Consider the following 12084-nt stretch of genomic DNA (forward strand, 5'->3'; position numbering starts at 1 on the left):
TGGGCCGGACGTGGGCCATTGTTGGACCACGAAAGCGCTGTTGATCGCACTGGGTCAAATTAGGGTCCGATTCGTCCGGATCGTGCCGAGATCTGGCCCAAAAAGGGCCAGATCCCTTTTGATGATCCCACGACGGGAGACCGCTTTCCAGCCACGCGTGGGCCAAATAAGGGCTTGCCTGCCAGCAACTGGGGTGAAGCGGTTGAAAATAGAATTGGAAAACAGGGGGCAGCCTTCCGCAACGCGTATCCGCAGGGGTCACCGTTCATCGGATGGTCCGGGGACTAACATTTCGAAGGAACTAATGCAATGAAAGAGATAGAATCGCTCCCCGCTTTGTATGAGCACATGATTGAGTGCGGGATTATCGATCTGGATCCATGGGCGGTGTTACGGGGAGAAATGCAGCTGCGGCGGGCTCAACATATTGAGAAGGTACTCCCAGGCTGGGGGATCATTCCTTTTGCGCGGAGGACTGATAACGATGATGTGGCGTGCTGGACCGGCAGCAAGGTTGTAGTGATCGATGACTGGGATGTCTGGCCGGACGAGAATGGCGCGCCTTGGCGCAAGGTGGAACGGGAATACGCCTCCATGGAGGAATGGTTCCTTGCTGCCGCCCGGGACTTCATCGAGTTCGACTGGAGTTGACCTGGGCCCCCAGAAGGGTCTGATAGGGGGATTGGCCCTTGTACCCGGATTGCTCCCAGGGGAGAAAATGAACAGTTCCGCCCGGCACACCGAAAGGCACCACGCAATTGACGAGTACTCCGCGCCGGTCAGCGATCAGCAGGGTGTTATCCCACGCGCTTCGCCATGCCCCGGGTGAATATGGACTGGTGCTGGATCCGGAAGGGTGGGCGCCGGTTCCTCAGGTGCTCGCTGCCCTGCATCGGTTAGGTCCGGAGTGGGAAGCCGTTGACGAGGAGATGCTTCACGGGGTGCTTGAGGCTGCTGGAAAAAAGCGCCATCAGATAAGCGATGGACGAATCCGGGCCGTGCACGGACATTCCGTGCCTGTGCGCCCGGCGGAGGAACCCATTGAGCCGCCCGCGGTGCTTTTCCACGGGACCGCGCGAGATACTGTCCCGGTCATTCGGGTTGCCGGGATCCTGCCGATGGGGCGCCGGTATGTCCACCTGGCGGAGACCGCGGAGCAGGCGAGGGAAGTCGGGCAGCGTAAGGACAGCTCCCCGGTGATTCTTGCCATTGATACCGGTCTGGCCGTCTCGCGCGGTGTTTCCTTCTATCGGTCGGAGTCCGGAGTCTGGCTGTCCGGTCCCATCCCTGCGGCCGCGGTAAACATACTGGACGTTAGCGACTGACAACTAGGTATACGGGCGGCAGAAGGTATGGGAGTAAGGGGGGTACGAGTAAACCATGCAAAACAAGACTGGTCTGCTAACTGGAGATATGTCCCGCTTCGCCTTCATTCTGCGGGTGATGGGCCTATCGGATTTGGCACAGGGGTATGACGAAGTCGCCGGGAAGCTTCGAAAAGATCAGTCACCCGAGACTGTGTTGGAGGCTAAGGCTTGGGGTCGCGAGAAGTTTCGGAAACGGCAGCGGCAGTCTTAGCGATCGTTACGTTTACAGCGATGGAGTAATCGATGAGTCATTGAATGCCGAATACGAAGCTCTCCTTTACAAACTGACTAACTTTGCGAATGGCGCCTAGGCCGTCCGGTGCGCCCTGCAGTCCTGCGTCGGGCTAGGTCCCTGCGGCGGACAAGCAGCGTCCCGGGCCACCGACGACGTCGTATGTCACCGCTCCAACGAGCGGCTCGATTCTCGCAAGCGCATTCAGAAGACAATCAGCAGAGAGATTGACGGAGGTGTGTCTAGGGCGGTGCCTTAGAACACACCCCGGCCGGGTCGCGGCTGTATGCCTATGACGTGGCCGGTGAACTGACCTCCGTCACCGAGCCGGACGGGTCCCGGACGGAATATGTCTACGACGGGCTCGGCCGGAGGTCCCGGCTGATTCGCCCGGACGGGTCCTGGACCGAATACGCCTGGGGGCAGACCGGGTACCTGCAGGAAACTGTGGACCGTACCCCGGACGGGGCCGAGACTGCCCGGCACCGCTTGTGGGTGGATGCCCTCGGTGAGCTGGCGTCGGTGGATGGCTGCCCGGTGTGGTGGGACAGTGCCAGTGTAGTGCCCAGGCTGGCTGGCGTTGGTGACGAGCAGGTGTTGAGCCTGCCCGGCGGGGTGACCGGGGTAGGGGAGGCCTGGATCGCACCGGGATGGCGTGCTGCCTGGGCCACGGACCAGGACGATCCGTGGGCGGTGCTGGGTGCCTCGGTCATTCCGGAACCGGGCGCCGTCTCCACCGGGTCCGCTCTGGGCGCCACCCCCGGAACAGCCGGTGGGTTGCCGGCCGGTATCGGTCTGACCGGTGACGGTGGCCTGGATGTTGCGGGCTTGGAATGGTTTGGTGCCCGCGCGTATGATCCGGGAGCCAGGGGCTTCCTCTCCACCGACCCGCTGTCCCCGGTGCTCGGTGCAGGCTGGGACGGCAACCCGTACTCCTATGCGGGCAACAACCCGCTGAACGTTTGCCGGTCCCGATTTATGACTTCACCAGAAAGCACCTGTCAGAACGGCATCACGTCGGCTTGCACGTATGGGCGAATGAGAAGTGGATTAATAATCAAATAATGCAGGGCAAGGATCTTGTGGACATTGGAGCGCCGATGGGTCCTCGGGTCGGGGGATAACGCCAATGGATCCGAGCCCCTACTACGACGAGGAACTAGAGCGCGTAGCAGGTTATCCTGGCTATAGTCAGGATCCGCAGGCATCTTGGGACCTGAAACTCTAGGAGATGCACATATTATGCCGCCGAATAATCCCTCATACTTCCGGCTCGTGTCTTCACCGCGACGTAGGCTGTTTGGGTTTGTAGCCGACCCTGAGTACCTTGTCTTGTCACCTGAAAACGAGCCCAAACGTGTTCGGTTGAGGGATCTTCCTGCGGCGCTGGGTGTCCCTCCCGGAGGATCGCGCCGCGACTGGCTGGAGTGCGAGATGATTGCGACTGCCTTATACGAGGAAGGAGGGACAACAAAGTGGGTGGAATATCCCACCGGGAGGGTTTATAACGATTCCCAATTGCAGCGGTAAATTGCTTCGCATGCCGGCGGGGCCAGCTGGTCTCCCGCACCCGCGGAGCCGAGGGCATGGCCTGGTGTTATTACGCGGACGGTTACCGTACGTCCTTCACTGACACCGCCGGCACCACCACGACCTATTCCCGAAACGCTGCGGGCCGGATTAGGACCGTGCACAACCCCCGGCTGAGGGAAGCGCAGTTCACGCCGCAGGTACACATTCCCAAGTCGCACACACAGGGCAGAATCATCAACGATTGGGAGCTGAAATTGACTGAACCACGACTAGATGTGGGTATTCGACTCTTGTTGAAGCTCTCGACCTATCTTGAAGAATATGGGAAGGGTACAGCAGCTAATAGGTTTCAACGATGGGCAGATGAACTCAAAACGAATCCTTCAAAGAAGGATCTGTACGAGGTGTGCCGCGGCATCATTGAGGCCTTAGGCGCTGGATCGGGCCGGGTTACGGACATATATTTTGCTCACCCTGATGGGAGACCGAACATTGAACGCACGAATGATTACATGGAGACAATTCAGGCTGTGCGGCGGTTCGCGAGACGGGCTGTACCGCCTCGGTCGTACTTTCTTCGGTAGCCACGCAGTAGTGGGAACGTGGGGGACGCCAGCTCTCCCAGACTGATCCGGACGGGAATGCCACCCATTGGACGGACGCCGCTGGACGCGAGAAAAAGCACCTGCCATAACGGGAACGGTGCGGCCCAGGTGTTGAACCTGCCCGACGGGGTGACCGGGGTAGGGGATGCCTGGATCGCACCGGGATGGCGTGCTGCCCGGGCCACGGATCAGGACGATCCGTGGGCGGTGCTGGGTGCCTCTGTGATCCCGGAACCGGGTGCCATGTCCGGAAGCGCCGGGCCCGGCCCGGGCCCGGCCCGGGCGCAATCCGCGGAATGGCCGGTGGTTTGCCAGCCGGTATCGGTCTGACCGGTGACGGTGGCCTGGATATTGCCGGCCTGGAATGGCTCGGCGCCCGCGCGTATGATCCGGCGGCCCGGGGCTTCCTCTCCACCGACCCGCTGTCTCCGGTCCTGGGTGCCGGTTGGGACGGCAACCCGTACTCCTATGGGGGCAACAACCCGCTGAACGCCAGCGACCCCACGGGTCTGCGTCCGCTGACCGATGAGGATTTGAAGGCGTATGACGCCTCCAGTCGCGGTGCGCTGGCTGCTGCGGGGGACTAGGTGAAGGGCAACTGGGAATACATTGTCGGCGGTGCCGCGATCGTCGGCGGGGCGGCAGTGATGTTCGTTCCCGGCGGCCAGGTCTTCGGCGCCGGTCTGATCAGCTTTGGTGCCGACGTCGTCATCCAGAAAGCCACTACGGGGGAAGTGAACTGGGTCCAGACCGGAATCTCCGGGGGCCTGGGCATCCTTGGTTTCGGCGCCGGCGCGGCGGTGGGCAGGGCCGTTCAACAACCCTGTGGTGCGTGCGGCGGTAGAAGCAGGTGTGGACTGGGCGATCACCGGGGGCGGCGAATACCTGGCCCAGACTAAAGACCCGAGCCTTGCCGGGCTCGCCCGTGCTGCCCCGAAACGCGGTGGCGCCGAGCTGGTAGCTAAGGGGCAGAGAGGTGTAGATGCATCGATTGACGCCCTCTTACAGTGCGGCGACAAACTGCTTGGTACGGAAGTTACGTTTGACGTGGGCGGTGTCCGGACACAATTGGACATTGTGGCTGAACGACCCGACGGTACTGTTTACCTTATTGAGGCAAAAACGGCCCGCACGCGGGCCCAACGAAAAACCAGAAGATTGCGTATCCCATTCTTCGTGAAATGCGTGGCATACCTGTAGGGGAACATGCCCACGAGGCCCAGTTTGAGCCCGGAGTGCCTATCGGCCCGATAGAAGTGCAAGTGGATAAGTACGTCCCGGCCATATAAGTGAAACGGAGCTTGGATGTCGTTGCAGGATGAGGTGCTTGCCGCTTGGGCAGGCTTGTTGAAAGAGCATGGTTTTCGCAAGGTCCGTGGTTTGAGCACGATACCTTTCGGAAAAGATTGGCTTGGCGTGGTAGGCGTGAATCTGGCGACGTACAACGGTGCGGGGCCGGTGGATGCACTGCCGGTGGTGGGAGTGCGGTGGAAGCCTCTGGGTACGATATTTGAAGAACTGAATCCGAAGGTTCCCAAGAGTACGACGTCCACTCTGTCCAGGCCGCTTTATACCCTCGTTCCAGGTCACGACGGGGCGCAATGGCGTGTACGGGCCGACAAAGATGCGCCGGTGCATCTGGAAGAGGCTGTTGACGCCGTGCTTCGTTGGGGTGTTCCGTTTATGGAATCTCTCTGCGATCCGTCGGTGGTTGTCGAAAGACTTCGTCCGCCTTCGCAGTTCGCGGTTAACCCTGCGGCCTCCTGGATGACCTATCCAATTGCTTTGGTATTGACTGACCGCCGATCAGAGGCCGTAAAGGTGGTGACTCAGCACTTACAGGAAGTTGCTGATAAACCGGACCTGGCTTCTAAATTCTATGTTGAATACGCCGACCGTTTCCTGGAGAAGTACGCCTGAGAGCGCAGCCGACGTACGTCAGGGCAACCAAGGTGACCCGAAGGCGCCTATCCCTGTTGTGTGGGAGGACATAATTCTTCCTAGGACGTTCGCTTTAGAGTCGGTCGGGTCCAAGAGCATGTGAACCTGGACGGTATGTTGCGAGGTGCCCGCTATCCAGCTGATTATCATACGGTGAAAGAAGGTGCGCAGGGGTGGTTGCTTATTATCGCTGTGCGACTGGGGGTACTAGGTGATTTAGTAACACCAAGATTGGAAATAGTTGGCCTCATTGAGCAGAAGATAGAGAGACAACCGATCTCTTGAGAAACGTCCGTGTATCAAGGATCAAGACACCGACGGAAAGGTAGTCTCCACGTTATGACTTACGATATTTTAGCGTTCGAATCCGACAGTGTGGTTGAAGCAGATTTCCCCGCATGGTGGGCTGAACAGTCGCGTTGGGCAGAGAATCATTCATACGATGACGTAGCCGTAACAAGTCCCTCGTTGAACAGGTTTTACAAGGAGCTAATTCAAACCTTTCCTCCCATGAACGGACCTGATTCTCCGACGGATGTGGAGCTCGACCAGGATCCCGGCTTGGAAGATCGTCTTGCTGACTACTCGATCGGAACCACAGTGGTCTACGGGGCGTTCGCGTGGAGTCAGGAGCCGGAAGCGCGGGAGCTTTTCACTTCTTTGGCTTCCAAGCATGGTGTTGCTGTTGCTTTGGTCAGCGACCGTGGAGAAATTCTTCGACCACCCGGACACTGAGGGGACGACGCCCCTGCGGAGACCCCGATGTTCGACGCGTTAGCGGCGCTGAATTGTAATGTTTTTGCATGCGTGGGCCCATGCAGCGACGCCTAAGATGACGCGATGAGAGAAATTCAATCGCTGCCTGCTCTTTATGCCCACATGATTGAGTGTGGCATTACCGATCTGGATCCGTGGGCGGTATTACAGGGAGAGATGCAGCTGCGGCGGGCTCAACATATTGAGCAGGTATTCCCGGGGTGGGGGATCATTCCCTTTGCCCGTCGGACCGATAACGACGACGTGGCGTGCTGGACCGGCAGCAAGGTTGTAGTGATCGATGACTGGGATCTTATTTGGGATGAGAACGGCCCCCGACGTTTGGTGGCACGTGAGTATGGCTCGATGGAGGAATGGTTCCTTGCTGCCGCCCGAGACTTCATCGAGTTCGACTGGAGTTGACCTGGGCCCCCAGAAGGGTCCGGTAAGGGGATTGGCCCTCGAACAGTTCCGCCCGGCACACCGAAAGACCACGCAATTGACGAGTACTCCGAGCCGGTCCGAGATCAGCAGGGTGTTGTCCCATGCGCTTCGTCATGCCCCGGGTGAGTATGGGCTGGTGCTGGATCCGGAGGGATGGGCGCCGGTTGCTCGAGTGCTTGCTGCCCTGCATCGGTTAGGTCCGGAGTGGGAGGCCGTTGACGAGGTGATGCTTCACGGGGTGCTTTAGGCTGCTGGGAAAAAGCGCCATCAGATAAGTGATGGACGGATTCGTGCGGTGCACGGCCATTCCGTGCCGGTTCGGCCGGCGGAGGAACCCATTGAGCCGCCCGCGGTGCTTTTCCACGGGACCGCGCGAGATACTGTCCCGGTCATTCGGGTTGCCGGGATCCTGCCGATGGGGCGCCGGAATGTTCACCTGGCGGAGACCGTGGAGCAGGCGAGGGAAGTCGGGCAGCGTAAGGACAGCTCCCTGGTGTTATGGCGGGCCAACAAACAAGGGGAATCCGGATGGTCTGCTTTCGAACAAGCGACACCAGATGAATGATAAGCGATATGCAGATGCCGGAGGAGATCTATGGTAAGGGCTCAAAAATGGGCTTCTTTGAAAGACGGTGACGTCTTCAAGATTCCTCTAGGCGATGGCAGGGCGGCGGTTGGCCAAGTTGTTTCTTCATACTTGTCCGCCTATTACGTGGTTATTTTCGATTTCGTGGCATCGGAGGAAGAAGTGCCTCCGCTGGTCACGGAGGCGCTCCAGTCTGAGCCAGTCTTTGCTGGATTGTCGAGGGATGCTCTGTTCCGACCAGGGCGATGGCAGGTACTCGAGAACAGGACCGTAGACAGTCGAAAATACCTCCCGGCATACAAAGTCGGGTGGCAGGCCCCAGGAGAGTACATGGTGGTGGACTTTTCTGGTGAGAGAATGCGCCCTGCCACTGAATTGGAAAAGGAGATACTGCCCAACAGGACTACATTATCTGCTGCGATCTTTGAAGATGCTCTCCGAGCCCACGTTGGTTTGGAACCTTGGAGAGACTCCTTTGATGACCTCCGAGCAGAAAAGAATGTTAAGAGTGCAGATCTCTTCCGAGACTGAAAAGGTTGGAGAGGCCCAGACGCAGCGCGCACAGCATATCGACAAGGTACTCCCCGGCTGGGAAATCATTCCTTTTGCCCGAAGGACCGATGATGACGACGTGGCGTGCTGGACCGGCAGCAAAGTCGTAGTGATTGATGACTGGGATCTTTGGCCGGACGAGAACGGGATGCCGATACGCCGTGTGGGGCGGGAGTACTCCACTATGGAGGAATGGTTCCTAGCAGCGGCTCGAGACTTCATCGAGTTCGACTGGAGTTGATCCACGGCGAGTTCAGATCCGTAGGTACGATCCCGCGATATAACCGATAGGAGTGCTGCGTGTCAGTAGAGGACGAATTGTTCGGCGCGTGGGACGTTCTCGTCAGGGAGCACGGGTTTCGTAAGTCGGGATTCATTCATACGCTGCCTTTGGGGAAAGACTGGCAGGGTTGGCTGGGATTGAACTCGGCGGGCTATCGCGGTGCGGGGCCGGTGGATGTGTTGCCTGTGGTGGGGGTGCGCTGGAAGCCGCTTGAAAAAGTTTTTCGGGAGCTGAATCCTCAACTCCCGAAGAGCGTGTCGCCGGCGCTGTCCCAGCCGTTGAGTTACGAGCTTGTGAAGGGCCGCATAACGGCGCCCAATGGCGTGTGCGGGACGCAGCAGGGGAACCTTTTCAGCTGGAAGGTGTCCTGGACGATGTGGTCCGTTGGGGAATCCCGTTTATGGAGTCCCTCTGTGATCCTGAGGGAGTGGTCGAGAGGTTGCGGCCGCCCGCGCAGTTCAGCGCCCACCCGGGTTTACCGCGGAAGACTTACCCCATAGCCCTGGCACTGACAGGCCGACGCGAGGAGGCTGTGGACTTCGTGAGGGAGCAGCAGCGGGAAGCGGCGAATAAGACGGATGCTGCCTCTCGGGATTACGTGGCATATGCAGACCGTTTTTTGGAGAAGTACGCCTGAGAGTGAAGGTCCGTACGACGGCGGCTCACCTGGTTACTGCAACGACCACGCCGTAGGGCGAGTCGGATGCTGCCGCAGAACTGCGGGCGTGGGATTCTGAGCGTCATGGAAGAGCGACTAACCTTTCCCACGCTGAAAGACGGGGATGTCTTCAAGGTTCCCTTGGGAGATGATCTGAGAGCAGGGGATATTGTCACCAGTGCAGACCTCTTCGGCGACTAACGTGAGCGATGGAAGAGGCGAAAGGATGAGAGGAGCCATGGGCAATCGTCAAAGAGCAGCGACCCCGAGGGACGGTGACATCTTTACGATCCCGCTGGGCGACGGAAGGGTCAGCGTGGGACAGGTTATCTCGTCCTTCCATAGCGCGTATTACATAGTTGTACGGGACTTCGCTGTGCGGGTGGACGAACTTCCCTTGCGGCTTCCGGAAGCCCTTGGTGCTGAGCCGGTCCTCGCGGGATTGACCTTTGATGCACTGATTGGTCACGGGCATTGGAAGGTAGTGGACAACGGGCCAGTGGATGGAAAGAAGTATCTGCCTGCCTACAAAACCGGCACTGCTGAGATGGGAAACTGCATGATTGAAGACTTCAAAGGCGAAGTCTGGCGTCCCGCCACAGCCGTAGAGGCCGAGATCATCCCGTTCAGGGAGAACACGGCACCCATCCGCTTCGAAAAGGCGATGAAGGCCCATATGGGGTTGGAACCCTGGGATGATTCCTATGAACGTATCCGCGTTGGAGACGTTGTCACCAGCGCAGATATTTTCGGCTGGTGAGCTCAAGGAGGATTCGCCTGGACAGAGATCGTGGACGTACTTCCTTTGGCGATAGGTCCTGTTGAGCCGGGAACCTGCTGCCCGCCGGTTCTATAATTCCGGTATGCCAATTTTGCGCCTCGAGGGCGCTCTCCATGACCAACCGCCCGGATCACATCAGCACGGAGCCGGCCTGTGAGCGGCGGGCTCGTCGCCCTGCTGGATGACGTCGCCGCCCTGGCACGCATCGCGGCCGCATCCGTGGATGACATCGCAGCGGGAGCAGCGAAAGCCGGAGCCAAGGCCGCCGGCGTCGTCATAGACGATGCAGCGGTGACGCCGCAGTACGTCTCCGGTGCCGACCCGTCCCGCGAACTCCCGATGATCAAAAAGATCTTCTGGGGTTCGCTGCGGAACAAGCTGCTCATCATCCTGCCGGCCCTGCTGCTGATCAGCGCCTTCATCCCGGGCGTGATTCCGTTCATCCTGATGCTCGGCGGCACGTACCTCTGCTACGAGGGCGCAGAGAAGGTCTGGCACCAGTTCTTCGGCCACCATGAGGACAAGGAGGCCCCGGCGGTAGAGCGGGGGCCCGACGCCGAGTCCAAGGTGGTCAAGGGAGCCATCACCACGGACTTCATCCTCTCCTGCGAGATCATGGTCATCTCCATGAACGAGGTGGGCGATGCGTCCATCTGGGTCCGTGCGGTCATCCTCGTGGTCGTCGCCATTGCGATCACCATCCTGGTGTACGGAGCTGTGGGGCTGATCGTCAAAATGGACGACATAGGCATGCACCTGGCGAAGAAGGAGTCAGCCGGCTCGCAGCGCCTCGGCGGCCTGCTGGTGAAGGGTATGCCTGCTGTACTGGCGGCGATCACCTTCGTGGGAACCATCGCGATGCTCTGGGTGGGCGGGCACATCATGCTGGTAGGGGCGTCCGACCTTGGTTGGCACGCACCCTATGACCTGGTCCATACCCTGGAGCATCCGTTCGCCGGAGTTGCAGTGGTGGGCGGTTTCCTGGCCTGGCTGGTGAACACTCTGTGCTCAGCCGTCGTTGGACTCGCCTGGGGCCTGGTAGTCATGGCGGTGTTGATCCCCGTGAAAAAGGTGCTGCCCTTTGGTAAGAAGGACGCGCACACCAGCGGTGACACGAGGGCGGCAGCCGCCGGACACGCACCGGACAAAGCGGACACTGATCCCGCAGGGTAGGCGCCGGAGCTAACGGCGCCGTGCGGGGGTCGGAACCTAGATTCCGATCTCCGCACTTTCCAGCAGTGCAACCGCATCCGGCTGGCCCTCGAACATCACCAGGGCATGGCGGGTGCGGCCGTGGGCATGCATCAGCAGCTCGCCGGGCTCGCCGACAATCGCCACCGACACGGGCGCCCGCTTGGCCACATGCCGGGGGCCGTCCGGGCGAACCAGGACGATTCCCAGGTCCACGCCGCGGTAGAGGATGGCAGCACGCTTGATCAGCTCGGCCCAGAGGGCATCCGAATAGTCGTTGTCCAGGGCCCGCGGCGCCCACCGGTCGGTGCCGGCACGGCGGATGTCCTCGGTGTGGACAAAGTACTCGCTGAGGTTGGCGCTGTTGTCCACGGACTTGATCTTCATGGGGGAGAGCAGCGGCGGTCCGGACCGGAACTGGCGGACAAGCCTGGCATAGCTCTCCGTGGTGGAGGCTTTCTGCGCGACTTCTTCGAGGGCACGGTCAGCCCGCCCGGCCAGCGGCTTCACGAACAGGCCCACGGCGGAACTGATTTTGTGCTCGCGCAGGTACAGGTGTGCGGCCAGCTGCCGGGTCTGCCATCCGTTGCAGAGCGTGGGCGCATCAGGACCCGCCGCGAGCAAGGTCTCGGCAAGGACTTCACGGGACGGTTCTACGTAATGCATCACTGCTGAAACTAGCATGGAACGCCGGAAATGGGCGGCGTGGCGGCACATTACCCCGGGTTGGGCAGTGAGATGGCAGCGGGCAGTAGAATCAGTACGATGTCCTCCACACCTTCTCCCCAGACTCCGCAGCTTGCCCCCGAGCTCCGCGCCGCCCTGAAGCGCGACGACGCCGGGCTGGTGGCCGCCATCGTTCAGCAGTACGACACCAACGAGGTCCTGATGCTCGGCTGGATGGATGAGGAAGCCCTGCACCGTACGCTGACCAGCGGACGCGTCACCTTCTGGTCCCGCTCCCGGCAGGAATACTGGCGCAAGGGCGACACCTCCGGACATGTGCAGTGGGTAAAGTCCGTGGCGCTGGACTGCGACGGCGACGCCCTGCTGGTCCGTGTGGATCAGGTCGGGGCTGCGTGCCACACCGGCACCCGGACCTGCTTTGACGGCCGCGAACTCGATGCCGCCGTCGGCACCCGCTGACCGGACCTC

Annotated in this window: 14 protein-coding genes and 1 pseudogene; 14 read left to right on the forward strand and 1 reads right to left on the reverse strand. The window is 60.2% G+C overall.

Going from position 1 to position 12084, the window contains the following annotated elements:
- Positions 1–309: 309 nt before the first annotated feature.
- From MUK71_RS07640 to MUK71_RS07695, 13 genes and pseudogenes are all read left to right on the forward strand, one after another.
- Positions 310–651 (forward strand): hypothetical protein, encoded by a 342-nt coding sequence (locus MUK71_RS07640; protein WP_227927925.1) that lies wholly within the window; start codon positions 310–312, stop codon positions 649–651.
- A gap of 107 nt (positions 652–758) precedes the next feature.
- Positions 759–1325 carry an RNA 2'-phosphotransferase gene (locus MUK71_RS07645; protein WP_227927924.1) on the forward strand — a complete coding sequence of 189 codons (567 nt, stop codon included), beginning with the start codon at positions 759–761 and terminating at the stop codon, positions 1323–1325.
- A gap of 571 nt (positions 1326–1896) precedes the next feature.
- Positions 1897–2664, forward strand: a complete 768-nt coding sequence (locus tag MUK71_RS07650) for an RHS repeat-associated core domain-containing protein (protein WP_227927923.1) — start codon at positions 1897–1899, stop codon at positions 2662–2664.
- A gap of 1381 nt (positions 2665–4045) precedes the next feature.
- Entirely contained in the window at positions 4046–4324 is a 279-nt protein-coding gene (locus MUK71_RS07655) for an RHS repeat-associated core domain-containing protein (RefSeq protein WP_227927922.1), read from the forward strand.
- Positions 4325–4636: a hypothetical protein gene (locus MUK71_RS07660; RefSeq protein WP_227927921.1), complete on the forward strand. Its 312-nt coding sequence runs from the start codon at positions 4325–4327 to the stop codon at positions 4634–4636.
- A gap of 406 nt (positions 4637–5042) precedes the next feature.
- On the forward strand, positions 5043–5657 hold the full coding sequence (locus MUK71_RS07665) for a hypothetical protein (RefSeq protein ID WP_227927920.1): 615 nt from the start codon (positions 5043–5045) through the stop codon (positions 5655–5657).
- Positions 5658–6017: 360 nt separating this feature from the next.
- Positions 6018–6413 (forward strand): hypothetical protein, encoded by a 396-nt coding sequence (locus MUK71_RS07670; RefSeq protein WP_227927919.1) that lies wholly within the window; start codon positions 6018–6020, stop codon positions 6411–6413.
- Positions 6414–6518: 105 nt separating this feature from the next.
- Positions 6519–6857 carry a hypothetical protein gene (locus MUK71_RS07675; protein ID WP_227927918.1) on the forward strand — a complete coding sequence of 113 codons (339 nt, stop codon included), beginning with the start codon at positions 6519–6521 and terminating at the stop codon, positions 6855–6857.
- A pseudogene (locus MUK71_RS16315) lies at positions 6793–7443 on the forward strand (RNA 2'-phosphotransferase). Before MUK71_RS07675 ends, MUK71_RS16315 begins: the two are co-directional and overlap by 65 nt.
- A 30-nt stretch (positions 7444–7473) precedes the next feature.
- Positions 7474–7995 (forward strand): Imm26 family immunity protein, encoded by a 522-nt coding sequence (locus tag MUK71_RS07680; RefSeq protein WP_227927917.1) that lies wholly within the window; start codon positions 7474–7476, stop codon positions 7993–7995.
- On the forward strand, positions 7973–8257 hold the full coding sequence (locus tag MUK71_RS07685) for a hypothetical protein (RefSeq protein ID WP_227927916.1): 285 nt from the start codon (positions 7973–7975) through the stop codon (positions 8255–8257). The genes MUK71_RS07680 and MUK71_RS07685 overlap by 23 nt, the downstream gene beginning before the upstream one ends.
- 938 nt (positions 8258–9195) lie before the next feature.
- A complete protein-coding gene (locus tag MUK71_RS07690) occupies positions 9196–9717 on the forward strand; it encodes an immunity 26/phosphotriesterase HocA family protein (protein ID WP_227927915.1) in 522 nt (173 codons plus the stop codon).
- A gap of 174 nt (positions 9718–9891) precedes the next feature.
- Positions 9892–10911, forward strand: a complete 1020-nt coding sequence (locus tag MUK71_RS07695) for a DUF808 domain-containing protein (RefSeq protein ID WP_227927914.1) — start codon at positions 9892–9894, stop codon at positions 10909–10911.
- Positions 10912–10947: 36 nt separating this feature from the next.
- Here MUK71_RS07695 and MUK71_RS07700 read toward each other — a convergent pair whose 3' ends face one another.
- The gene (locus MUK71_RS07700) at positions 10948–11595 is read right to left on the reverse strand and encodes a TIGR03085 family metal-binding protein (RefSeq protein WP_227902270.1); all 648 of its coding nucleotides are present in this window, start codon (positions 11593–11595) and stop codon (positions 10948–10950) included.
- Positions 11596–11694: 99 nt separating this feature from the next.
- Here MUK71_RS07700 and hisI point away from each other — a divergent pair, with 99 nt between their 5' ends.
- On the forward strand, positions 11695–12075 hold the full coding sequence (hisI, locus tag MUK71_RS07705) for a phosphoribosyl-AMP cyclohydrolase (RefSeq protein WP_227902089.1): 381 nt from the start codon (positions 11695–11697) through the stop codon (positions 12073–12075).
- Positions 12076–12084: the final 9 nt, after the last annotated feature.

This window comes from Arthrobacter zhangbolii (genome assembly GCF_022869865.1).
Taxonomy (GTDB): domain Bacteria; phylum Actinomycetota; class Actinomycetes; order Actinomycetales; family Micrococcaceae; genus Arthrobacter_B; species Arthrobacter_B zhangbolii.

What these genes read in the sequence shown, in the direction of transcription:
- MUK71_RS07640 (WP_227927925.1), top strand. Translation starts at nt 310, where the DNA reads ATGAAAGAGATAGAATCGCTCCCCGCTTTGTATGAGCACATGATTGAG.
- MUK71_RS07665 (WP_227927920.1), top strand. Translation starts at nt 5,043, where the DNA reads ATGTCGTTGCAGGATGAGGTGCTTGCCGCTTGGGCAGGCTTGTTGAAA.
- MUK71_RS07670 (WP_227927919.1), top strand. Translation starts at nt 6,018, where the DNA reads ATGACTTACGATATTTTAGCGTTCGAATCCGACAGTGTGGTTGAAGCA.
- MUK71_RS07675 (WP_227927918.1), top strand. Translation starts at nt 6,519, where the DNA reads ATGAGAGAAATTCAATCGCTGCCTGCTCTTTATGCCCACATGATTGAG.
- MUK71_RS07680 (WP_227927917.1), top strand. Translation starts at nt 7,474, where the DNA reads ATGGTAAGGGCTCAAAAATGGGCTTCTTTGAAAGACGGTGACGTCTTC.
- MUK71_RS07690 (WP_227927915.1), top strand. Translation starts at nt 9,196, where the DNA reads ATGGGCAATCGTCAAAGAGCAGCGACCCCGAGGGACGGTGACATCTTT.
- MUK71_RS07700 (WP_227902270.1), bottom strand. Translation starts at nt 11,595, where the DNA reads ATGCATTACGTAGAACCGTCCCGTGAAGTCCTTGCCGAGACCTTGCTC.
- hisI (WP_227902089.1), top strand. Translation starts at nt 11,695, where the DNA reads ATGTCCTCCACACCTTCTCCCCAGACTCCGCAGCTTGCCCCCGAGCTC.